22 protein-coding genes, 1 tRNA gene and 1 pseudogene are annotated in these 19,336 nt (G+C 64.7%); 12 read left to right on the top strand and 12 right to left on the bottom strand.

The window, feature by feature from the left end; genetic code table 11:
* Window positions 1-72: 72 nt before the first annotated feature.
* Complete coding sequence (locus ACOIX3_RS21140; protein WP_420964129.1) at window positions 73-921, top strand: SMP-30/gluconolactonase/LRE family protein; 849 nt, start codon at window positions 73-75, stop codon at window positions 919-921.
* Window positions 922-1,044: 123 nt separating this feature from the next.
* On the top strand, window positions 1,045-1,182 hold the full coding sequence (locus tag ACOIX3_RS21135; RefSeq protein WP_158231348.1) for a hypothetical protein: 138 nt from the start codon (window positions 1,045-1,047) through the stop codon (window positions 1,180-1,182).
* Between the two features lie 36 nt (window positions 1,183-1,218).
* Here ACOIX3_RS21135 and ACOIX3_RS21130 read toward each other — a convergent pair whose 3' ends face one another.
* The 3 genes from ACOIX3_RS21130 to dctP are packed head-to-tail and all read right to left on the bottom strand — an operon-like array spanning window position 1,219 to window position 4,147.
* Window positions 1,219-2,577 (bottom strand): TRAP transporter large permease, encoded by a 1,359-nt coding sequence (locus tag ACOIX3_RS21130; RefSeq protein ID WP_420964128.1) that lies wholly within the window; start codon window positions 2,575-2,577, stop codon window positions 1,219-1,221.
* A complete protein-coding gene (locus tag ACOIX3_RS21125; RefSeq protein WP_420971768.1) occupies window positions 2,574-3,125 on the bottom strand; it encodes a TRAP transporter small permease in 552 nt (183 codons plus the stop codon). Before ACOIX3_RS21125 ends, ACOIX3_RS21130 begins: the two co-directional genes overlap by 4 nt.
* Entirely contained in the window at window positions 3,125-4,147 is a 1,023-nt protein-coding gene (dctP, locus tag ACOIX3_RS21120; protein WP_420964127.1) for a TRAP transporter substrate-binding protein DctP, read from the bottom strand. The genes ACOIX3_RS21125 and dctP overlap by 1 nt, the downstream gene beginning before the upstream one ends.
* A 347-nt stretch (window positions 4,148-4,494) precedes the next feature.
* On the opposite strand from dctP, the gene ACOIX3_RS21115 reads away from it, so the two are divergent.
* Window positions 4,495-4,743 (top strand): pentapeptide MXKDX repeat protein, encoded by a 249-nt coding sequence (locus tag ACOIX3_RS21115; RefSeq protein WP_342728938.1) that lies wholly within the window; start codon window positions 4,495-4,497, stop codon window positions 4,741-4,743.
* 56 nt (window positions 4,744-4,799) lie between these two features.
* Here ACOIX3_RS21115 and ACOIX3_RS21110 read toward each other — a convergent pair whose 3' ends face one another.
* Together ACOIX3_RS21110 and ACOIX3_RS21105 are read right to left on the bottom strand one after the other, a co-directional pair.
* On the bottom strand, window positions 4,800-5,156 hold the full coding sequence (locus ACOIX3_RS21110; protein WP_420964126.1) for a DUF6481 family protein: 357 nt from the start codon (window positions 5,154-5,156) through the stop codon (window positions 4,800-4,802).
* A gap of 203 nt (window positions 5,157-5,359) precedes the next feature.
* The gene (locus tag ACOIX3_RS21105; protein ID WP_420964125.1) at window positions 5,360-5,581 is read right to left on the bottom strand and encodes a hypothetical protein; all 222 of its coding nucleotides are present in this window, start codon (window positions 5,579-5,581) and stop codon (window positions 5,360-5,362) included.
* A gap of 150 nt (window positions 5,582-5,731) precedes the next feature.
* Here ACOIX3_RS21105 and ACOIX3_RS21100 point away from each other — a divergent pair, with 150 nt between their 5' ends.
* A complete protein-coding gene (locus ACOIX3_RS21100; protein ID WP_420964124.1) occupies window positions 5,732-5,944 on the top strand; it encodes a hypothetical protein in 213 nt (70 codons plus the stop codon).
* A gap of 140 nt (window positions 5,945-6,084) precedes the next feature.
* Entirely contained in the window at window positions 6,085-6,390 is a 306-nt protein-coding gene (locus ACOIX3_RS21095; protein ID WP_420964123.1) for a hypothetical protein, read from the top strand.
* Between the two features lie 97 nt (window positions 6,391-6,487).
* Here ACOIX3_RS21095 and ACOIX3_RS21090 read toward each other — a convergent pair whose 3' ends face one another.
* On the bottom strand, window positions 6,488-6,664 hold the full coding sequence (locus ACOIX3_RS21090; RefSeq protein WP_171947593.1) for a hypothetical protein: 177 nt from the start codon (window positions 6,662-6,664) through the stop codon (window positions 6,488-6,490).
* A 208-nt stretch (window positions 6,665-6,872) separates the two neighbouring features.
* Here ACOIX3_RS21090 and ACOIX3_RS21085 point away from each other — a divergent pair, with 208 nt between their 5' ends.
* The 3 genes from ACOIX3_RS21085 to ACOIX3_RS21075 all read left to right on the top strand — a co-directional run bounded on the left by ACOIX3_RS21085 (window position 6,873) and on the right by ACOIX3_RS21075 (window position 8,824).
* Window positions 6,873-7,088, top strand: a complete 216-nt coding sequence (locus ACOIX3_RS21085) for a hypothetical protein (protein WP_420964122.1) — start codon at window positions 6,873-6,875, stop codon at window positions 7,086-7,088.
* A gap of 175 nt (window positions 7,089-7,263) precedes the next feature.
* On the top strand, window positions 7,264-8,178 hold the full coding sequence (locus tag ACOIX3_RS21080; protein WP_420964121.1) for a 2-dehydro-3-deoxygalactonokinase: 915 nt from the start codon (window positions 7,264-7,266) through the stop codon (window positions 8,176-8,178).
* 10 nt (window positions 8,179-8,188) lie between these two features.
* Window positions 8,189-8,824, top strand: a complete 636-nt coding sequence (locus tag ACOIX3_RS21075; RefSeq protein ID WP_420964120.1) for a 2-dehydro-3-deoxy-6-phosphogalactonate aldolase — start codon at window positions 8,189-8,191, stop codon at window positions 8,822-8,824.
* Window positions 8,825-8,851: 27 nt separating this feature from the next.
* Here ACOIX3_RS21075 and ACOIX3_RS21070 read toward each other — a convergent pair whose 3' ends face one another.
* On the bottom strand, window positions 8,852-9,157 hold the full coding sequence (locus ACOIX3_RS21070; protein ID WP_092114532.1) for a hypothetical protein: 306 nt from the start codon (window positions 9,155-9,157) through the stop codon (window positions 8,852-8,854).
* Window positions 9,158-9,347: 190 nt separating this feature from the next.
* Window positions 9,348-10,130, bottom strand: a pseudogene (locus tag ACOIX3_RS21065) (IS5-like element ISBj2 family transposase).
* A 122-nt stretch (window positions 10,131-10,252) separates the two neighbouring features.
* Between ACOIX3_RS21065 and ACOIX3_RS21060 the strand changes: the two are divergent.
* Genes ACOIX3_RS21060 through ACOIX3_RS21050 form a run of 3 tightly spaced genes read left to right on the top strand, consistent with a single transcriptional unit; the run spans window position 10,253 to window position 11,056 of the window.
* Window positions 10,253-10,666, top strand: a complete 414-nt coding sequence (locus tag ACOIX3_RS21060) for an SRPBCC family protein (protein WP_092114531.1) — start codon at window positions 10,253-10,255, stop codon at window positions 10,664-10,666.
* 19 nt (window positions 10,667-10,685) lie between these two features.
* A complete protein-coding gene (locus tag ACOIX3_RS21055) occupies window positions 10,686-10,817 on the top strand; it encodes a hypothetical protein (RefSeq protein ID WP_420964119.1) in 132 nt (43 codons plus the stop codon).
* A complete protein-coding gene (locus ACOIX3_RS21050) occupies window positions 10,817-11,056 on the top strand; it encodes a YdeI/OmpD-associated family protein (protein ID WP_420964118.1) in 240 nt (79 codons plus the stop codon). Before ACOIX3_RS21055 ends, ACOIX3_RS21050 begins: the two co-directional genes overlap by 1 nt.
* A 283-nt stretch (window positions 11,057-11,339) precedes the next feature.
* On the opposite strand, the gene ACOIX3_RS21045 is transcribed toward ACOIX3_RS21050, so the two are convergent.
* The 4 genes from ACOIX3_RS21045 to ACOIX3_RS21030 form a co-directional block, all read right to left on the bottom strand.
* The gene (locus ACOIX3_RS21045) at window positions 11,340-11,636 is read right to left on the bottom strand and encodes a hypothetical protein (RefSeq protein WP_420964117.1); all 297 of its coding nucleotides are present in this window, start codon (window positions 11,634-11,636) and stop codon (window positions 11,340-11,342) included.
* Window positions 11,637-12,350: 714 nt separating this feature from the next.
* On the bottom strand, window positions 12,351-12,632 hold the full coding sequence (locus ACOIX3_RS21040) for a hypothetical protein (protein WP_420964116.1): 282 nt from the start codon (window positions 12,630-12,632) through the stop codon (window positions 12,351-12,353).
* Window positions 12,633-12,678: 46 nt separating this feature from the next.
* Window positions 12,679-13,134 carry a DUF992 domain-containing protein gene (locus tag ACOIX3_RS21035; protein ID WP_420964115.1) on the bottom strand — a complete coding sequence of 152 codons (456 nt, stop codon included), beginning with the start codon at window positions 13,132-13,134 and terminating at the stop codon, window positions 12,679-12,681.
* A gap of 557 nt (window positions 13,135-13,691) precedes the next feature.
* Window positions 13,692-13,768: transfer RNA gene (locus ACOIX3_RS21030), tRNA-Arg, on the bottom strand.
* 289 nt (window positions 13,769-14,057) lie between these two features.
* Here ACOIX3_RS21030 and ACOIX3_RS21025 point away from each other — a divergent pair.
* Window positions 14,058-19,265 (top strand): alpha-2-macroglobulin family protein, encoded by a 5,208-nt coding sequence (locus tag ACOIX3_RS21025; protein ID WP_420964114.1) that lies wholly within the window; start codon window positions 14,058-14,060, stop codon window positions 19,263-19,265.
* Window positions 19,266-19,336: the final 71 nt, after the last annotated feature.

Below are 19,336 nucleotides of genomic sequence, written 5' to 3'. Positions count from 1 at the left end.
GGGATATATCCTCGCCGATACATATGGCGGGGCGCTTCTGATGTCAGATCTGTTCTTTCAGGCCGGTGCGTCATGACGGCTCGGCTCAGAACCATCCTGGATGGCGGGCGCTATTTCGAGGGCCCGCGCTGGCATCGCGGGCGGCTCTGGTTCGTCGACTGCATGGCGCGAACGCTGCTCAGCATCAGCCCGTCAGGCGAACGCCAGGAGCATGCGGCGGTGAACGACGACACGCCGTGCGGTCTTGGCGTGCTGCCTGATGGCGACATCGTCGTGCTGACGATGTTCAAAAAGCGGCTGCTGCGGTTTTCCGGTGGTGCGCTGTCGCTGTATGCCGATCTTTCCGGGATCGCGACCGGCACGATCGACGACATGATCGTCGACGGGCAGGGCCGTGCCTATGTCGGTGATCTCGGCTTCAATCTGCCGCCGCCGGAGGGCCGTGGCGCCGTCGGCCGCATTATCCTGGTGATGCCCGACGGCAGCGCCCGCGTCGTCGCCGACGGCTTGCGCTTTCCCAACGGCATTGCCGTCTCCTCCGACCATCGCCGGCTCGTCGTCGCGGAGATGGATGGTGGCGGTCTGGCCGACTACGACATCGCGCCGGACGGCGGCCTCAGCCTCCGCGGGCGGTTCGGTCGCGTCAATGATCCCGACGGCATCTGCCTCGATGGCGACGGCGCAATCTGGGTCGCGTCCTTCACCGAAGACGCGTTTGTCAGGATCGATCGCAATGGTGTGGAGCGTGTGCGCATCGCGGTACCTGGCCGCCGCGCGCTCGCCTGTGCACTCGGCGGCGCGGATCGCAGGACGCTTTTCTGCCTGAGCGCGGAGACGTCCTACGAGGAACTGCGGAAGGGCAAATCGGTGTCGCGGATCGACGTGATCGAGGTCGATACGCCGGGTGACGGCTATCCCTAGCCGGGGGCGGGGCTGCTTCCTCTTTTTCTTCTCTTTCGTTTTCAGGACCTCGGCCTGGCTCCTTGCGGTCTTGCGGATTGTTCCTGTTTCGTTCATGATGGGGCGCGCCGGGAGAATGCCGCCATGGACGCCGAGCGAGACCGCGAAATCATCAGGCTATGGAATGAACTCCGCCGGCTGCAGCGCGAGGGACGTCCGACGGCGCTCCTGGTCCGCCGGATCGAGCAGGCCCTCGCAGCACGGGAGCAGGAGGCGGCCTGAAGCTCCCGCTTGACGCGCTTGCTTCAGGCGACCGGTCTAGCGTCCGCCGTCCGGCCCCATCACCAGGTTCGGCAGCCAGGTCGAGATCTCCGGGAAGAAGCACAGCATCAGCACCGCGAACATCATCAGCAGCACGAAGGGCAGCGTGCCCCAGATCACCTCACTCAGCGGGATGTCGGGCGCGACGTTGCGGATGACGAAGATGTTGAGACCGACCGGCGGGTGGATCAGGCCCATCTCCATCACGATGGTCATGACGACGCCGAACCAGATGATGTCGAACTCGGCGGCGCGGAGCGGCGGCAGGATGATCGGCGCGGTCATCAGGATGATCGAGACCGGCGGCAGGAAGAAGCCGAGCACGATCACCATCACGAGGATCGCAAACAACAGCTCCCAGCGCGGCAGGTGCATCGCGACGATCGCCTCCGCCGCCGACTGCGAGATGTGCAGATAGCTCATCACATAGGAATAGAGCAGCGACATGCCGATGATCAGCATCAGCATGGTCGATTCACGAATGGTCGATTTCAGGATCGGCGCCAGGTCGCTGGGCTTCCACACGCTGTAGATCACGGCGATCAGCCCGAGCGCCAGGAGGCCGCCGAGGCCGGCGGTTTCCGACGGCGTCGCGTAGCCGCCATAGAGCGCGATCATCACGCCGGTCAGCAGCAGCACGAACGGGATCACGCGCGGCAGCGCGCTGAAGCGCTCGGCCATGGTGAATTCGTCGCGCTGCAGGATCGCCGCATCCTTGCCGGTCGCGTCATAGGCGACCTTGGCCATGGCGTATTCCTTGCGGAAACGGAACACGGCGTAGACGCCGAACAACGACACCAGCAGCAGTCCGGGGCCGATGCCGGCGAGAAACAGCCGTCCGAGCGACTTCTCGGCCGCGACGGCGAACAGGATCATCGTGATCGAGGGCGGCAGCAGGATACCGAGCGTGCCGCCGGCGGCGATGATTCCTGCGGCAAAGCCGGCGGAATAGCCGCGCTTGCGCATCTCGGGGATGCCGGCCGAACCGATCGCCGAGCAGGTCGCGGGCGAGGAACCGGCCATCGCCGCGAACAACGCGCAGGCGAACACGTTGGCGACGCCGAGGCCGCCGGGCACGCGGTGCAGCCAGGCATGCAGCGCCGAGTAGAGATCCTGGCCGGCGCGGGATTTACCGATCGCCGCGCCCTTCAGGATGAACAGCGGGATCGACAGCAGCGTGATCGAGGCCATCTCCTCGTAGACGTTCTGGGTCACCGTATCGAGCGAGGCCGCCGGCATGTAGATCGCCATGAAGACGACGGCGACCGCACCGAGCGCGAATGCGATCGGCATGCCGGAGAACATCGCAAACAGGGTGGCAAGCCCGTAGGAGATGCCAATACCAAACACGGTCATCGGCGTGCGCCACCGGTCAGCGGAATGAGGATTTGCAGAACGAGCTGCACGCAGAGCAGCGTCATGCCGAGCGCCATCAGCCCATAGGGGATGGCGAGCGGCGGCGACCACATCGAGTTGGACACCTGGCCGTCGACATAGGCCTCGTGCGCCAGGGTCCAGGACTTCCAGGCGAAGAAGGTGCAGAACGCGAAGCTCGCGACGTCGACCAGCCACAGCCTGATGCTGTTGGCGCGCGCCGAGAGCAGGCCGACGAACGCCTCGATGCTGACATGACCGCGCTGGCTCTGCACGTAGGCCGCGGACATGAAGGTGGCGCCGACCAGCAGGAACACGGCGGCCTCGTCCTGCCAGTAGTTCGGGCTGTGGAACAGGGCGCGGCCGAGCACGCTGTAGCTCAGGATCACGCAGGCCGCGATCAAGGCGAGCGCGGCGAATACCACGATGATGTTGTTGCAGACGGACAGCGCACGCCCGAGCATCGCCACGGGTGCATGGCCCGTGGCGATGCTTGGAGTTTCGGCTTGATCCGCGGCCGGACCATGCATCATGCGGCGACGTCGCTTGCGAGCTTCAGCAGGTTGGCTGATGTCGCCGTCTTGGCACCGTAGTCCTTCCAGGCGGTGTCGCGCGCGATGTCGCGCCACTTGCCGACAATGGCAGCGTCGAGTGCGCTGACCTTGGCGCCGGCCTTCTCATAGACCTTGGTGACTTCGGTATCGTCGTCCTGCGCCCCCTTGCGGCCGAACGCCTCGAGCTCGGCGCCGACGGCGAGGATGATGTCCTGCTGGTTCTTCGGCAGCTTGTCGAAGATCGCCTTCGACATCATCAGCGGCTCCAGCATGAACCAGTAGGAGGCGCCGGCGCCCGAGGTCAGCGACTTCGCGACCTCCTCGAGGCGGAACGAGATCAGGCTGGTGGAGGAGGTGATGCCGGCATCGCAGGCGCCGGTCTGCATCGCGGCGTAGATCTCGTTGGACGGCACCGACAGCACGGCGGCGCCGGCGGTCTGCAGCACCATGTCCATCTCGCGCGAGCCGCCGCGCACCTTGAGGCCCTTGGCGTCTTCGGGCGCCACGATCGCCTTGGAGCGGCTGGCGACGCCGCCGGCCTGCCAGACCCAGGAGATCAGCAGAATGCCCTTGTCGGCGAGGAAGTCGCTCAGCGCCTTGCCGACCGGCTCCTTCTTCCAGCGCAGGCCCTGGTCGTAGGTCGTGACCAGGCCCGGCATCAGGCCGATATTGGTCTCCGGCAATTCGCCGCCGGCATAGGGCATCGGATAGAGGCTGAGATCGAGCGCGCCCTTGCGCATCGCGGAGAACTGCGCGTTGGTCTTGATCAGCGAGGAGTTCGGATAGACCTCGGCAGTGAGGTCGCCGCCCGAGCGCTTGGCGACCTCGGCCGCGAACATCCGGCACAGCCTGTCGCGGAAATCGCCCTTCTCGATGGTGCCGCCGGGGAACTGATGCGAGATCTTCAGCGTGGTCGCGGCATGCGCAGTCCCAACACCCATCCGCAGGACGGCGGGTGCGGCGAGGGCGGAAGCGAGGACGTGGCGGCGTGTGAGCATGGTTGTTCCCCTGAAGAGCTTCTTGAGTGGCTGTTAGACCGGCGCGCGGAGCTTTAGCTTAGCCGGTCTTCGCGTGAAACTTCTCTAGTCTGATAGTTCGAGGCGCCCTGATAGTGCGGGCCGACAGGCGGTCACAAGTCGTTAGGCCGCAAAGTCTTGCCGTTGCTGCGGTGCACACCGCGCTTCCGCAGCGTCGCCGTCCGATCCTCGCGCGATGGGCGATGGGCGTACGCGCCGGTGTGCTTCAAGAATTTGTTATTGGAGGTAACAACCGGCCGCGCAAGTGCGTCGAGGAGAGAGCGGCAAGTCGTCGCGCTCACATTTGACCACACAAGGGATCACTCATCATGACCACCAAGACCCGCCTCGGCCTTTCCGCCGCGCTGCTCTCGTTCAGCCTGGCGCTGGCGCCCGCCGCCTTCGCTCAGGACAAGATGGGCAAGGACGACGCGATGAAGAAGGAAGGCACGATGTCCAAGGATGCGATGTCCAAGGATGCCATGAAGAAGGACGATGGCATGATGAAGAAGGACGACGCCATGAAGAAGGACGGCGGCGCGATGATGAAGAAAGACGACGGCATGAAGAAGAACTGACCGCCGCCACCGCTCATCCTTCGCAGGCCCGCCGTCGTGGCGGGCCTGGTTACGCCTTAGCGCTTCTTCTTGCCGCGCTCCTTGCGCGCAGCGTAGCGCGCGTCGCGCTTGGCCTTCTGCTCGGCCTCGAGCGCAGCCAGTCGCGCGGTTTCCTCTTCCTTCTCCCGCGCAACGCGGATGGCCTCGGCTGCGGCGGCCTCTTCGTCGCGGCGCTTCCGTTCGGCCCTCTCGATTTCACGGGCTTCCCTGGCCTTGGCGCGGCGTTCGGCGATAGCCGCGCGCTCCTCGGCCCGTGCTTTCACGGTCGGATCGTCAGCGCCCGGCTGGGTGCGAAACTTGTTGAGGAGGTTTTGCCGCGCCTGCAGGGCCGCTTTCTGGCGGTCGGCAAAACCCGGTTCCTTGAAGCCACTCATAGAGGAAGCCTGCTGCTTTCTGTTCGTTGATGGATGGGGTTCGGTTCGGCGTTCAATAAGTGAATGGCGGCGAAAAGGCCAGTGGTGAACGAGGGGCTGTGGAGCAAAGGAGATATGAGCGGACAGCAAATGGCGGGCGGCGGTGTTTGCACCCGGCTTTCGGCCGGCGTGGTGAGTGGTTGGTCACCGAACCTGCCGACAGGCTAGCCGCGCTGAAACTGCTCGCGCCGGCCGTTGCCGAGCACCTTGGCGACTGTCTCGGCGGTCATCGCGCTGCGGTCCGAGGCGCGCTGCGCTTCCAGCCTGTCGCGCGCCCTTTCGGTGATCAGGAGGCTGATCAGCCGCAGTCTGCTGGTCTCGTCGACAGCTTCCGAGAGCAGCTGCCTGTAACGGTGATAATCGTAACTCGCTTCTTGTTCGCTCACCGGCACGCCCCGCACACGCGCTCCACTTCAGCGAGCAGTTTTTCCCGAGTCGCGCCAGCCCGCAATGGAATTGCAGGGCCGATCGCCGCCGGCGCGCATTTCGTTGTGCGACTGTTGCAGAATTGATCGCACGCAACCGTGCAAACGGTCATGATGCGGGCGATGGCAAAGGGAACCGAAGCGGCCATGAGCGAATCCGAAGACGGAGGCAACCGCCGCGGGGCGCTGATCGGACTGCTGGTCGCGGTGGTCATGCTCGCGGTCGGTCTCTGGCTTGCGCATGACCTGACGGCGGCGAGCAAGATGCAGGACTGCCTGATGTCGGGCCGGACCAACTGTAATGTGATCGAGCCAGCGCGCTGATCCTGCCTTGCGGCAGTGCAATATCGCTCCCACATCAAGCCCAAAGGTTCAGGCTGAACTGTTTGGTCCCAGTTGTGATTCCGATCACACGCGGGCAGGCGGACTGCCTCGACTCCCAGAGATCGGCGGGAACCAAGGCCATGATATCCAAGCTGTGGTCCGGAACGGGCGCGGCACTGGCTGCCGCAGCCGCGGCGGGTGCCGTTTTGGTAGCGTATGTATCCCTGACGCTGGCGTCGCCAGAACCGGTGTCGAGCGCGGCGCTCGGGCCGGCGTGGCAATGCAGCCGCGTGGCTTTCGTGCTGACCACCTGCACGCGGGCGGGCGGGGATGAACAAGAGGCCAGGGCTGAGCGCGAGGTGAAGGCTGAGCGTGAGGTGAAGACCGAGGGCGAGGTCAGGGCGATCCCGGTGCGGGCGAAGGACGATTGTCCGCCGGAACCCTAGATCCTTGCTTCTGACGCGTCGTCTTCAAGCGGGTCGGTGCCCACTTCGCTCGAACGCACACTGGCCGGCCGGGCTGCGGCCGCGGCCGTATTTCAAACTATTTCTTGGTGGCGCCACGCGGCTTGATTGAGAGGCCAAGGCGCATTGCCATCTTCTTGATGCGCTCCGGCGAACGGCCGGTCGCCTTCACGACCTCCTCCAGCGACTTGGAGGAGCGCGCCAATTCCATCAGTCGTCGGTCCTCCTTGAACGACCACCGCGGCTTTCGGGCCATCTTGTTGGTATCCTTGTGCATTGCTGGGCAACAAAGCCGCCAGGCGGGGTCGCCTGACGGCCTTGCCGGTGTGGGCCCGGACCTTGGGGAAATGTCCGGTGGATAAGCAATACTGCTTCCGGATCAGGTCGCAATTGAAACCGGAATTTAACCTAACCTATCAAGGTTACTTGCAAGGTTACTTGGATAGAGCGTGGCAGGAGGCCTTATGCACAAGGTCGCCATTTTGAGTGCCGCAGCATTTTTACTGTCCGGTTGCTGGTCCGACCCGGAGGTCACGGGATCGACCAACAGCTGCGCGGCCAATCTTTATAGTCAGTACAATCCCAAGGTCATGGATCAGTGCGTCAACGCCTGCATCAAGTGTGACCATGGCAACGTCACGACCTGCACGACCTCCTGTACGCTGAAGGGCGCGCGGTAACGATCGGCGCACGCACCGACGCGAACCGGGCCCGGCGGTCGCATGCGCGCGCGTTCGCGTGATCGCGTGGCGGCGCGATATCCGTGCGCCTTGCGCGGCGTCATGAACGCCGTTATCGCGTCTGTTCGACGGCGGCATCGCCGAGCCGGAAACCAAGAGCGTGGAACAGAGCGCGATGAGCGGGCCTTCCTATGTCGCGGTCGATTGGGGCACCAGCAGCTTTCGGCTCTGGCTGATGGGCGCCGGCGGCGAGGTGTTCGGCGAACGCCGCGGCGACGATGGCATGACGGCGGCCGCCAGGGCCGGCTTTGCGTCGGTACTGCAATCGCATCTCGACGCGCTGGGCGCGGCGGCCAATCTGCCGGTCGTGATCTGCGGCATGGCCGGCGCGCGGCAGGGGTGGGTCGAGGCCGGCTATGTCGACACACCGGCGCATCTCTCCGATATCCTCAAAGGCGCCGTCGTGGCCAGGGGACAGCCGCGCGATATCCGCATCCTGCCCGGGATTGCGCAGCGCGATGCTACGGCGCCCGATGTGATGCGTGGCGAGGAAACCCAGTTGCTCGGCGCGCTCGGTCTGGATGCGCCGGGTGAGGCCCTCGTTTGCATGCCGGGAACCCATTCCAAATGGGTGCGCCTGCGCGGTGGAACGGTCGAGCGCTTTGCGACCTTCATGACCGGCGAGTTGTTCAGCGTGGTTGCGCGCGACACCATTCTGTCGCATGCCGTCGCCGGAGCGGAAGAGGCCGTTGATGCAGATGCGTTCCGCTCGGCCGTCGTCGAGGCGTTCGCAACGCCGGCGCTATCGGCCAATTTGCTGTTTCGGGTACGATCCCGGCAGTTGCTGTTCGGCGGCAGCGCGCAGGCGGCCCGTGAGACGATCTCCGGTACGTTGATCGGTGCCGAGCTGGCGGCCGGCCTTGCCGAGCGGGAGCGAGCAACGCCGGTGACGCTGATCGCATCGGGCCGGCTGCAACGGCTCTATCGGATCGCGCTCGAAAGCCTTTCGATTCCGCTCAACGTGATGGATGCGGAGGAGGCGGTTCGCCGTGGCCTCGCCGGCGCCGCGGCAGCGATCTGGAACAATTGAGGGATCACGCATGAGCATTCCGTTTCCTCCGATGAAGCGTCCGCTGGTCGCGATCCTGCGCGGCGTCAAGCCGGACGAGGCCTTGGGCATCGTCAGCGCGCTGCTCGAGGCTGATATGACCGCGATCGAGATTCCGCTGAACTCCCCCGAGCCGTTCCGTTCGATCGAGATCGCGGCGAAGCGGGCGCCTGCTGATGTCCTGATCGGCGCCGGTACGGTGCTGACCGCGGGAGACGTCGATCGTCTCCATGACGCCGGCGGGCGCCTCATGGTGTCGCCGAACGTCGATGTCGACGTGCTGGCGCGCGCCCGGCACCACGCGATGATCACGATGCCCGGTGTGTTCACGCCGACGGAAGCGCTGCTCGCCGCACGCGCGGGCGCCTCGAGCCTGAAATTCTTTCCGGCAAGCGTGCTCGGCGCTTCCGGCATCTCGGCGATCCGCGCCGTGCTGCCGCCGGATGTGATGCTCGCCGCCGTCGGCGGCGTCTCGGACCAGAATTTCGCGGAGTATGTGAAGGCGGGTATTCGCGCCTTCGGTCTCGGCAGCAGCCTCTACAAGCCGGGCATGACGGCCGCGGATGTTGCGGTCAGGGCGAAAGTCACGATCGAGGCGTATGACAGGGCCGTGCAGGGCGCGAGCTAGGCCCGGTCCGCTATTCCTGACTGCGGGCTAATCGTCGCGCTTTCCGCCATCGATCACCCTGAACAGCGGGGCTGCCTCGCGAGGATTCTCGAGCAGCTCTTCGACCATGGCGATCGCGGCCGCGACGTATTTCCCGGTCGCGGCGTCGAGCGGCCGTTCGGCTTCGTCTGCCAGCGCGAGCTTGGCGCCTTCGAGCAGTTTGCGGGTGCGGATGGCGGACTCGTCGCCGGAGGTCAGGGCGGCGCGCGCGATCGATCGCAGCACGAACAGCTCGCCCTCCAGCCGCAGCAGGCGGTCGTTCAGCTTGCTCAGCACAGTATTCAGGTTCCGCATGTCGTCCTCTCCGGGCGTTGGACCCGTCTTCCATACACGGTCATTCCTGACGAAATTCTTGTGCCGGCCACACACCATTTGGTTTGTTGAACGGTGTCGCCGGCCACCTCATGTTTTCGGCGGCCCTGGCAGGCGCCGTCGTCCAGCGGAGCGATTTGTGGATCACGGCGAATAGCCCTAGGGTTGAGACTCAATTGAGCCAATATGCGACGAGAGCGGCGAGATGAACAGCGGCCAAAAAATTACGGCCGAGCTTGTCATATCGCGTGGCGATGCGCCGGAAGTCCTTGAGCCTGCAAAAGCAGCGTTCGATGACATTTCGTCCTTTGTAGGCGCGTTTGTTGAAGCGATGGATGACGACACGGTTAGATTTATTGGGGATTACGGGCTTGGCGCCGCGACGAATGATTTCGCCGCGAAGCTTGTCGCCATCATACCCTTTGTCGGCGAGGAGCACGCTCATGGGTGGCGCGAGCGCCAGGACATCGGGAGCCGCAGCGATATCGGCATACTGGCCTGGAGTCAGATGCAGGACGACCGGCCGGCAGAGCGGATCGCTCAGCGCATGGATTTTTGTCGTGCGGCCTCCGCGCGAGCGGCCGATTGCTTGATTGTGCTCCCCCCTTTTCCGCCGGAGGCACACCGGTGAGCTTTAATCGAGGTCGAGTCGAGCGACAGTACGACGCCGTCTTCGCCAGGTTTGGCCAGCGCTTCGAAGATTGCGCACCATCGTCCTCGCTTGGCCCAGCGATTGAAGCGATTGTAGATCGTCGTGTAAGGGCCGTATTCACGTGGACAATCACGCCATCGTGCACCCGATTGCAACATGTGAATGATGCCGCTGACGATGCGTCGGTCGTCGTCCCGATCCGGCCCCGTCAGTCCCCTCGGCAGATGCGGTTCGATACGCGCCCATTGCCTGTCGTTCAGCCAAAACAAACCATCGCGCATTCTCTCGCCCCCGAATCAACACGTAGGCAAGAGAATCACGTGTCGCTATTTAGGTACAGACCCTAGTAGAGTGTCCGCGGCCCGGCGCCCCGGCCGGGCGCCGTGGGCGCATCCGCTTCATTAGGGAACGACGAAGGAACGCATATGAAGATTGCCGTCGAAACGACCGTTGCCGCGCCGATCGCAGATGTCTGGCGCGCCTACACCACGCCCGACGACATCAAGCAGTGGAATGCGGCCTCCGACGATTGGCACACCACTGCTGCGACCGTGGACCTGCGCGCGGGTGGCGCGTTCTCGTCGCGGATGGAAGCCAAGGACGGCAGCATGGGGTTCGATTTCGCCGGCACTTACACCAAGGTTGAGGCGCCCCGGCTGCTCGAATATGCGTTCGGCGACCGCACCGCGCAGGTTGCGTTCACGCCCGAGGCGGGCGGCGTCAAACTGCAGGTCAGCTTCGACGGCGAGGATACCCATTCGGTCGAGCAGCAGCGCGGCGGCTGGCAGGCGATCCTGGATAATTTCAAGCGCTACGTCGAGGCAAAGCAGCGGTCCTGATCCGGCCACTGGAGGCGACGTGCCGCGCGGGCCGGGCCGCCTCCTGCAGGTCGACGTCCACGCCTCCGACCACTTCGTCTCCGAATGGCTGGTAGCGGTGGCGGAGCGCCCGCAGGGCCAGGTCGCAGCTCCGCGCGAGAGGACGGCATGATGCTGAAACGACCGCGCGCGACCATGCCGGCGGGGATCCGTCGCGAACTCGACGCCGCCGGTCTGACGGAGGCGTTCAAGCAACGTCCGCCGTATCAACGCAATGACTATCTGCACTGGATCGAACGCAGCGTGCGGGCTGCCACCAAGCGCAAGCGGATCGACCAGATGTTGGAAGAATTGAAAGCCGGCGGGGTCTATATGGGAATGGCGCATCGGCCGAGCAAACAGGCGAGGTGATCGTTCTCTCGGCGCGGTCGCGATGGTCGTCAGGAGCAAAGGCGATGCGTTGTGTCTTGGCACTTGGCCTGTTGGTCATCCTGTGCGTGTCTGCGAACGCCGCGCCACGGCGTCACTCCCACACACGCCAACCCGCGACCGTTCGTTCGCCCGCGGCTACAGCGCCGGCGGCGCGCTTCGCCGTTCCCGGCTGGAGTGACGAGTCGACGCGGCAATGGCTCGACCGCGCGTCGGAAAATGCCGGCCGAGGCGGCGGATAGTGCGGTGGCCCCTCGCGCCACACTCAATCGGCGTCGTCGTCCTCGGTTCCCCGAGAGCTCGATGCCGAGCGCCCGCCGTATCGCCGAGGGGCGGCCGCAGCCATTCTCGCGCTCACGCCCTCGCTCTCACGCAGTTCGTTCCGCGCGCGCCGTGCGGTTCGCATCGCGCGCTTGATATTTGAATCGTGCGAATCCTCGTCGAAGAAGAGGACGATCTCGCAGCTCGGGCACTGACGCGAGTAACCATTCTGCAGCCGCTTGGCGCGATCACGAAAAACGTTCTTGCAGCGCGTGCAACGGATCTGGACGGAGTCTTCCATATCGATCCCAAAATGTCGGCGAACAATGAGAACGCTGGCAATCCCTTGAAGAAGCAATTCCAGATTAAGATATCACGAAGCACGCCGCCCAGGATCGCTGCGAGAATCGGAACCTGCAACGTGACGAACCGAATACGTTCGGCATCTCGACCGTTGTCGGAACTTTGTTCACGCACGGAGAACTACGGAATCGTTTCGTGCGCTGAATGATAAGAACAAGACGCGATTTCAGGGCAGACCGCGGATATCAAAAAAGAAAGGCCTCAGCGCGTGGGCCACGCCGAGGCCAAGTTGACACTTTGGTCGTGAGGCTCCGTCACCGGCGCCTCGGTTCTTAACCTACATTCGTTTTTCTGCAGCCAAATAGCCCATATGGACCATGATCGTTGGCACAAAACGTGCAGACTTGGAGCTGTCAGGATTTTGCATCACCTTCCTGGGGCTAGGAGCAACGCCGTCCGCGTATATTTCAAGCGGGCGGCGTTGTGCATTTCGTGCCAACGCAGATGAGCAATCGCTTCGCCTGGCGCCGTCACAAGTTGCTGTTCTCGACGTCGCCAAACGGCGTGCCCTATCTCCGGCTGTTGGTCCGCGGCACGACGGACTTCATTGCATTGCGGACAAGGTCCGCTCGTCGACGGTCCCGGTCTCGCGATTGCTCGATCTCGTAGAGGGCCCACACGAGACAAGCGCCGAGGCAGCTAAACAGCAGCATCAGCCAGAATGCTTGTCCGGCGCTGTCCATGGCGTCACGGAATGAGAACGCCAGGCATCGGCTTCGTAGGCAGCGGAACAAACTCGTTCGGCTGGCCCCGCAGCATTGCCAGAACAGCAAACACCGTTGCGGTGACCGTCAAAAGCTTCGCCATGAAATTCGTCGGCAAAAATGATTGTAAGAATTCCTGCAGCGTAGCACTCGAATTGCGATGCGCCTGTGAACCCTCTCACATGAACGGAACCTGCGTGAATCCAGGCGGTTTGTTGGATGCCGATCAAGCCGCAATTCGCGGCAATCTGACGTTTTGGCACAAAGTGCGCAGCATCAGCGATCCATCGGCCGAATTTCCAGGCTCTCGATTTTGACCGGCGGACTAGAGAAAGCATCCTCGTTCAACGGATGCAGCGTGATCGGAGTATTCGTGCCGCCGGTGAGGACATTGTCACGCGCGCCGCTTGCGTGGGTGTAACCGCCGGCGAGTTGGTCGAGCCCGAGCCACGGCACTGGCGCCATCACCTTCCAGGTCAGAGCGACTTCCTCGTCGCCGATGAAGATGCCGAGGTTTGGAATGGCTGCGACGTAACGACTGTCCGGTGCGCTGTCGGCGTGCAGCACGCAATCGAGATTGGTCACCGCGCCCAGGACGAAACCGGTATCGGGGCCGCCGCGACACGCGAGCGTTCCGGCCTGCACCTGTTGTGCCTCGGCGGTTGCGATGGGCGTGGCGAGAACTGCCGCGCCCCACACCGCAACGATGACCCAATGACCCGTTGTACGCATGGCGCTGTACAACGCGAACGGACGCGCAATCGGTCCACGCTCTCGCGCGCGGCCTTCGCTGGTGGTTAAGAGAACCTTAGAATTGGGTCGCCAACGAAACTACGCCGCCGGGCTCGAAATGAATTGTCCCGGCGGCGGTCTGTTTCAACCTGGGCCCGCAATCCCAGTGATGTTCTGTCTGCAAGACTGGCGCCAAGGTTCGAGCACCCCGTATTCATACGGGGCTTAGCGTCTCGCGACAGTCTGGTGTTGGCTGCTGACCTTCTTGTGCGACGGCGGAGGTCCGATTATCGCCCAGACCACCGCGGCAATCACCATCGCCGTGAGGATGGCGCCGGCCAAGGGCCGATCGTTGTCCATGCTCCGTGCCTGTTCAGATATGATGCTCGACCTTCCGCATCTCCTGCAGGCGAGCCAGGCAGAAATCCCGATACAATTCGTTGATGAAATCCCACATGACCGAATCCCCTTTTGGTCCAATGACGGGACGCTACCCCGGCTTTGTTTCCGGCCGGCTTCGCGGCTTCCGGAAAATGGTTTCGCCGAGGGGAGTGGAGTGGCGATCCCGGCAGGATTCGAACCTGCAACCCGCGGAGTAGAAATCCGCTACTCTATCCAGTTGAGCTACGGGACCGTGGCCGCCTTGTAGCATCCGCAATATGAAAAATCCGCCTTTCCGCCAAGTCCGTCCGAACCGATTTTTGTGGTCAAACGACAAAGGCGAGCAGGGGTCCCGTCCTGCGTTGGCCAGACCCGCGCGCCGAGCCGGCATGACGCTGCCGCCGGAGCCGGTGGAAGGAATGTCGGCAATGCAATCTGCGACGTTTTCGTCCGTTCATGTCAGCGCCTTCACTCCGTCACCTTTTCGCGCATTTTTTAGCCCCAACGCGGCGATCGACCGCGGGGCGTTCAGGAGCTCCATCATGATCGGATTGGTTCGCGCCGCCGCAATTTGCGCCACGCTGGCGCTCGGCCTGGTGAGCGCCCAGGCTGCGGACAAGGCCTTCAAGCGCGACGATCTCGCGGATTCCGCGATCAAGCTGGAGGCCCAGATCAAGAGCGAGGCGGGCGCGGTCAACAAGTCGGCCGCGACCTTGCGCACCGACGCGGACGCAGCCTTCAAGCGCAATGATTTCCGCGGCGGGCTCACGATCCTCGGCCAGATCGCGGCAACCGCGCCCGAGGACGGCGCCAACTGGCTGCGGCTTGCCAAAACCGTCTTCCAGATCCGGTCGGCCAGCTCCAGCGAACAGACCTTCCTGATGGAGCGCGCATCCACCGCCGCCTACATCGCCTATCAGCGCGCCGGCAATGCGGGCGAGGAGGCCGATTCGTTGGCCGTGCTCGGCAAGGCGCTCGCGGAGCGCAAGCTGTGGCGTCCGGCGCTCGACGCGCTGCGGCTGTCGCTCGACCTGCGCGAGGTCGCCGATGTGCGGGGCCAGTATGAGAAGATGCGCGACGAGCACGGCTTCCGGCTGCTCGATTATACCGTCGATTCCGATGCGGCCTCGCCGCGGGCCTGCTTCCAGTTCTCCGAGGAGCTCGCCAAGCGCGTCGACTTCGCGCCGTATCTCGCCCTGGCCGGCACCGACAAGCCGGCTCTGTCGGCGGAAGGCCAGCAGCTCTGCGTCGACGGGCTGAAGCACGGAGAGCGCTACAACATCAATCTGCGCGCCGGCCTGCCGTCGACCGTCAAGGAGACCCTGCCGAAATCCGCCGAGTTCAACATCTATGTCCGCGACCGCAAGCCGTTCGTGCGGTTCACCGGGCGTGCCTATGTGCTGCCGCGGACCGGCCAGCGCGGTATTCCGGTGGTCAGCGTCAACACGCCGGCGGTCACGGTCAACGTGTTCCGGATCGGCGACCGCAACCTGATCAACACCGTGATCGACAGCGACTTCCAGAGCACGCTGAGCCGCTATCAGCTCTCCGATCTCGGCGACCAGCGTGGCGTCAAGGTGTGGTCCGGCGAGCTCGCCACCGCCACCACGCTGAACCAGGACGTCGTCACCGCATTTCCGGTCGACCAGGCGCTCGGCGACCTGCAGCCGGGTGTCTATGTCATGACCGCTGCGGCCAAGGGGCCGGGCAGTGATGACGACGGCACGCTGGCCACGCAATGGTTCATCGTCTCCGACATGGGCCTGTCGGCCTTCTCCGGCAATGACGGTATCCACGTCTTCGTCAATTCGCTGGCCTCTACCGAAGCGGTCGCCAATGCCGAGGTAAAGCTGGTCGCCCGCAACAACGAGATCCTGGCCACCCGGAAAACCGATGCAGCGGGCCACGTGCTGTTCGAGCAGGGGCTGGCGCGCGGCGAGGGCGGATTGTCGCCGGCACTGCTGACGGTGACAGGCGAGAAGGCCGACTATGCCTTCCTCAGCCTGAAGACCAACGCCTTCGACCTCACCGACCGCGGCGTCGCAGGGCGCGCGATCCCGGCCGGCGCGGACGCCTTCGTCTACGCCGAGCGCGGCGTCTACCGCTCCAACGAGACCGTCTATTTGACTGCGCTGCTGCGCGACGGACGGGGCAACGCGCTGACCGGGACGCCGCTGACCATGGTGATCGAGCGCCCTGACGGCGTCGAATTTCGCCGCACCGTGCTGCCCGACCAGGGCGCCGGCGGCCGCATGCTGGCGGTCGCGTTGAACTCCGCGGTGCCGACCGGCACCTGGCGGGCCCGTGTTTTTACCGACCCCAAGGGCTCGTCGGTCGGCGAGACCACCTTCATGGTCGAGGATTACATCCCCGAGCGGATCGAATTCGACCTGATCAGCAAGGAGAAAGTTATCAAAGCTGAAGTTCCAGTGGAACTTCAGGTTTCCGGCCACTTCCTCTATGGCGCGCCGGCCTCGGGCCTGCAGCTCGAAGGCGACATGCTGGTCGCGCCAGCGGCGGCCGGCCGGCCCGGCTACGCCGGCTATCAGTTCGGCGTCGACGACGAGCAGACCGCGAGCAACGAGCGGACCCCGATCGAGGACCTGCCGGAGGCCGATGCCAATGGCGCCGCCAGCTTCCCGGTCAAGCTCGACAAGGTCCCGGCCTCGTCCCGGCCGCAGGAAGCCCAGATCTTCATCCGCATGGCGGAGACCGGCGGCCGTTCGGTCGAGCGCAAGATCGTGCTGCCGGTGGCCCCAGCGGCCTCGCTGATCGGCGTCAGGCCGCTGTTCGGCGACAAGAGCGTGGCCGAGGGCGACAAGGCCGAGTTCGACGTCGTGTTCGTCGCGCCCGACGGCAAGCAGCTGGCGCGCAACGGGTTGCGCTACGAGCTGCTGAAGCTGGAGTCGCGTTATCAATGGTACCGGCAGAATTCGTCCTGGCAGTATGAGCCGGTCAAATCGACCCGCCGCGTCGCCGACGGCGACGTCAATCTCGCGGCCGACAAGCCGATGCGCCTGACCTTCCAGCCGCAGCCCGGCCGCTACCGACTCGATGTGAAATCGACCGATGCCGACGGTCCGGTGACCTCGGTGCAGTTCGATGTCGGCTGGTACTCCGACGGCAGCGCCGACACGCCAGATCTGCTCGAAACCTCGATCGACAGACCGGAATATCAGTCCGGCGACACCATGACGGTGTCGGTCAACGCCCGCACGGCCGGCAAGCTCACGGTCTACGTGCTGGGCGACCGCCTGCTGACAACCCAAAGCGTCGACGTCAAGGAGGGCACCCAGCAGGTCAAGCTTCCGGTCGGCAAGGACTGGGGTACCGGTGCTTATGTCATGACGACGCTGCGCCGTCCGCTCGATGCCGCCGCTGGACGCATGCCCGGTCGCGCGATCGGGCTGAAATGGTTCGGCATCGACAAGAAGACACGCACACTGGCCGTCGAGCTTTCGCCGCCCGCATTGGTGCGGCCGGGCACGGCGCTGAAGATTCCGGTCAAGCTCGGCGGGCTCAATCCCGGCGAGGACGCCAAGGTGGTGCTGGCCGCGGTCGATGTCGGCATCCTCAATCTGACCAATTACAAGCCGCCGGCGCCGGATGACTACTATCTCGGCCAGCGCCGCCTGACTGCCGAGATCCGTGACCTCTACGGCCAGCTGATCGACGGCATGCAGGGCACGGCCGGCCAGATCCGCAGCGGCGGTGATGCCGCCGGCGCCGAGCTGCAGGGCTCGCCGCCGACGCAGAAGCCGCTGGCGCTCTATTCCGGTATCGTCACGGTCGGCCCTGACGGCACTGCCGAGGTGAGCTTCGACATCCCCGAATTCGCCGGCACCGCGCGGGTGATGGCGGTGGCGTGGAGCGCCACCAAGCTCGGCCGCGCCAATGTTGATGTCATCGTGCGCGATCCCGTGGTGGTGACGGCGACATTGCCGCGCTTCCTGCTGACCGGTGACAAGGGCACCATCAGGATGGATATCGACAATGTCGAAGGCGCCGCCGGCGACTATGCTGTCAGCGTCAAGGCGAGCGGCCCGATCAAGGCTTCGGGCAATCCGACCACGACGGTGAAGCTCGCCGCCAAGCAGCGCACGTCGCTGTCGCTCGGCCTCGAGGCCGGTGGCGCGGGGCGCGCCGATTTCGACGTCGACATTTCAGGGCCGAACGGGATGACGTTGGCGCGGCACTATGCGCTCGACGTCAAGCCGGCGACCCAGGTGCTGGCGCGCCGCTCGATCCGCACGCTGGCGAAGGGCGAGAGCCTGACGCTGACCTCCGACATGTTCTCCGATCTCGTGCCGGGCACCGGCAGCGTCTCGGTCTCGGCGAGCCTGTCAACCGCGCTCGATGCGGCGAGCATCCTGAAGGCGCTCGACCGCTACCCGTATGGTTGCTCGGAACAGATAACGAGCCGCGCGTTGCCGCTGCTCTATGTCAACGATCTCGCCGCCGGCGCCCATCTTGCGATGGACACCGCAGTCGACCAGCGCATCCGCGACGCGATCGAGCGGCTGCTGGCGCGACAAGGCTCGAATGGCTCGTTCGGCCTGTGGTCGGCGGGCGGCGACGACGCCTGGCTCGACGCCTACGTCACCGACTTCCTGACCCGCGCCCGCGAGAAGGGCTTTGCGGTGCCGGACGTGCTGTTCAAGAACGCACTCGACCGCGTCAGGAATTCGGTGGTCAATGCCAACGAGCCGGAGAAGGACGGCGGCCGCGATCTGGCCTACGGCCTCTACGTGCTCGCCCGTAACGGCGCTGCGCCGATCGGCGACCTGCGTTATCTCGCCGACACCAAGTTGAATAATCTGGCGACGCCGATCTCCAAGGCGCAGCTTGCCGCGGCGCTGGCCCTGGTCGGCGATAAGGCGAGGGCCGAGCGGGTCTATGGTGCCGCGCTCGATGCGCTGAACCCCAAGCCGGTGATCGAGTTCGGCCGGGTCGATTACGGCTCGGCGCTGCGCGATGCGGCGGCACTGGTTTCGCTCGCAGGCGAGGGCAATGCGCCGCGCACGACGCTGACGCAGGCCGTGCTGCGGGTCGAAGCGGCCCGGGGGCTGTCGCCCTACACCTCGACGCAGGAGAATGCGTGGATGGTGCTGGCGGCACGCGCGCTTGCCAAGGAGACGATGGCGCTCGACATCAACGGCCAGCCGGTCAAGACCGCGGTCTATCGCAGTTACAAGGCCGATGAGATGACGGGCCAGCCGCTCAAGATCACCAATACCGGCGATGCGCCGGTGCAGGCGGTGATCTCGGTTTCGGGCTCGCCGGTGACGCCGGAGCCCGCGGCCTCCAACGGCTTCAAGATCGAGCGCGGCTATTTCACGCTCGACGGCAAGCCGGCCGACGTCAGCAAGGCGAAACAGAATGACCGCTTCGCGGTTGTGCTGAAGGTGACGGAAGCGAAACCCGAGTTCGGTCACATCATGGTGGCCGACTATCTGCCGGCGGGGCTCGAGATCGACAACCCGAACCTGGTGTCGTCGGGCGATTCCGGCACGCTCGAGTGGATCGAGGACGGCGTCGAGCCGAAGAACACCGAGTTCCGCGATGACCGCTTCACCGCGGCGATCGACCGGGGCGCCAACGACAAGTCGGTGTTCACGGTCGCCTATGTCGTGCGCGCGGTGTCGCCCGGCAAATACGTGCTGCCGCAGGCCTATGTCGAGGACATGTACAATCCCTCGCGCTACGGCCGTAGCGGCACCGGCGCGGTCGAGGTGAAGCCCGCGAAATGAGTGATCGTGGAATGAGCAAGGACGCGCGTCCAAAACTCGTCTGGTCATGGCCGGGCTTGACCCGGCCATCC

It is taken from the genome of Bradyrhizobium sp. B120, from assembly GCF_049075665.1.
Classification (GTDB): Bacteria; Pseudomonadota; Alphaproteobacteria; order Rhizobiales; family Xanthobacteraceae; genus Bradyrhizobium.
Note: the sequence above shows the minus strand (reverse complement) of the source record. Positions and strands in the feature narration are given on the sequence as shown.

What these genes read in the sequence shown, in the direction of transcription:
- ACOIX3_RS21100 (WP_420964124.1), top strand. Translation starts at nt 5,732, where the DNA reads ATGATGCGGGCGATGGCAAAGGGAACCGAAGCGGCCATGAGCGAATCC.
- ACOIX3_RS21075 (WP_420964120.1), top strand. Translation starts at nt 8,189, where the DNA reads ATGAGCATTCCGTTTCCTCCGATGAAGCGTCCGCTGGTCGCGATCCTG.
- ACOIX3_RS21125 (WP_420971768.1), bottom strand. Translation starts at nt 3,125, where the DNA reads ATGCATGGTCCGGCCGCGGATCAAGCCGAAACTCCAAGCATCGCCACG.
- ACOIX3_RS21035 (WP_420964115.1), bottom strand. Translation starts at nt 13,134, where the DNA reads ATGCGTACAACGGGTCATTGGGTCATCGTTGCGGTGTGGGGCGCGGCA.
- ACOIX3_RS21095 (WP_420964123.1), top strand. Translation starts at nt 6,085, where the DNA reads ATGATATCCAAGCTGTGGTCCGGAACGGGCGCGGCACTGGCTGCCGCA.
- ACOIX3_RS21025 (WP_420964114.1), top strand. Translation starts at nt 14,058, where the DNA reads ATGATCGGATTGGTTCGCGCCGCCGCAATTTGCGCCACGCTGGCGCTC.
- ACOIX3_RS21060 (WP_092114531.1), top strand. Translation starts at nt 10,253, where the DNA reads ATGAAGATTGCCGTCGAAACGACCGTTGCCGCGCCGATCGCAGATGTC.
- ACOIX3_RS21090 (WP_171947593.1), bottom strand. Translation starts at nt 6,664, where the DNA reads ATGGCCCGAAAGCCGCGGTGGTCGTTCAAGGAGGACCGACGACTGATG.
- ACOIX3_RS21115 (WP_342728938.1), top strand. Translation starts at nt 4,495, where the DNA reads ATGACCACCAAGACCCGCCTCGGCCTTTCCGCCGCGCTGCTCTCGTTC.
- ACOIX3_RS21045 (WP_420964117.1), bottom strand. Translation starts at nt 11,636, where the DNA reads ATGGAAGACTCCGTCCAGATCCGTTGCACGCGCTGCAAGAACGTTTTT.
- ACOIX3_RS21140 (WP_420964129.1), top strand. Translation starts at nt 73, where the DNA reads ATGACGGCTCGGCTCAGAACCATCCTGGATGGCGGGCGCTATTTCGAG.
- ACOIX3_RS21070 (WP_092114532.1), bottom strand. Translation starts at nt 9,157, where the DNA reads ATGCGGAACCTGAATACTGTGCTGAGCAAGCTGAACGACCGCCTGCTG.
- ACOIX3_RS21110 (WP_420964126.1), bottom strand. Translation starts at nt 5,156, where the DNA reads ATGAGTGGCTTCAAGGAACCGGGTTTTGCCGACCGCCAGAAAGCGGCC.
- dctP (WP_420964127.1), bottom strand. Translation starts at nt 4,147, where the DNA reads ATGCTCACACGCCGCCACGTCCTCGCTTCCGCCCTCGCCGCACCCGCC.
- ACOIX3_RS21080 (WP_420964121.1), top strand. Translation starts at nt 7,264, where the DNA reads ATGAGCGGGCCTTCCTATGTCGCGGTCGATTGGGGCACCAGCAGCTTT.
- ACOIX3_RS21085 (WP_420964122.1), top strand. Translation starts at nt 6,873, where the DNA reads ATGCACAAGGTCGCCATTTTGAGTGCCGCAGCATTTTTACTGTCCGGT.
- ACOIX3_RS21130 (WP_420964128.1), bottom strand. Translation starts at nt 2,577, where the DNA reads ATGACCGTGTTTGGTATTGGCATCTCCTACGGGCTTGCCACCCTGTTT.
- ACOIX3_RS21050 (WP_420964118.1), top strand. Translation starts at nt 10,817, where the DNA reads ATGCTGAAACGACCGCGCGCGACCATGCCGGCGGGGATCCGTCGCGAA.
- ACOIX3_RS21135 (WP_158231348.1), top strand. Translation starts at nt 1,045, where the DNA reads ATGGACGCCGAGCGAGACCGCGAAATCATCAGGCTATGGAATGAACTC.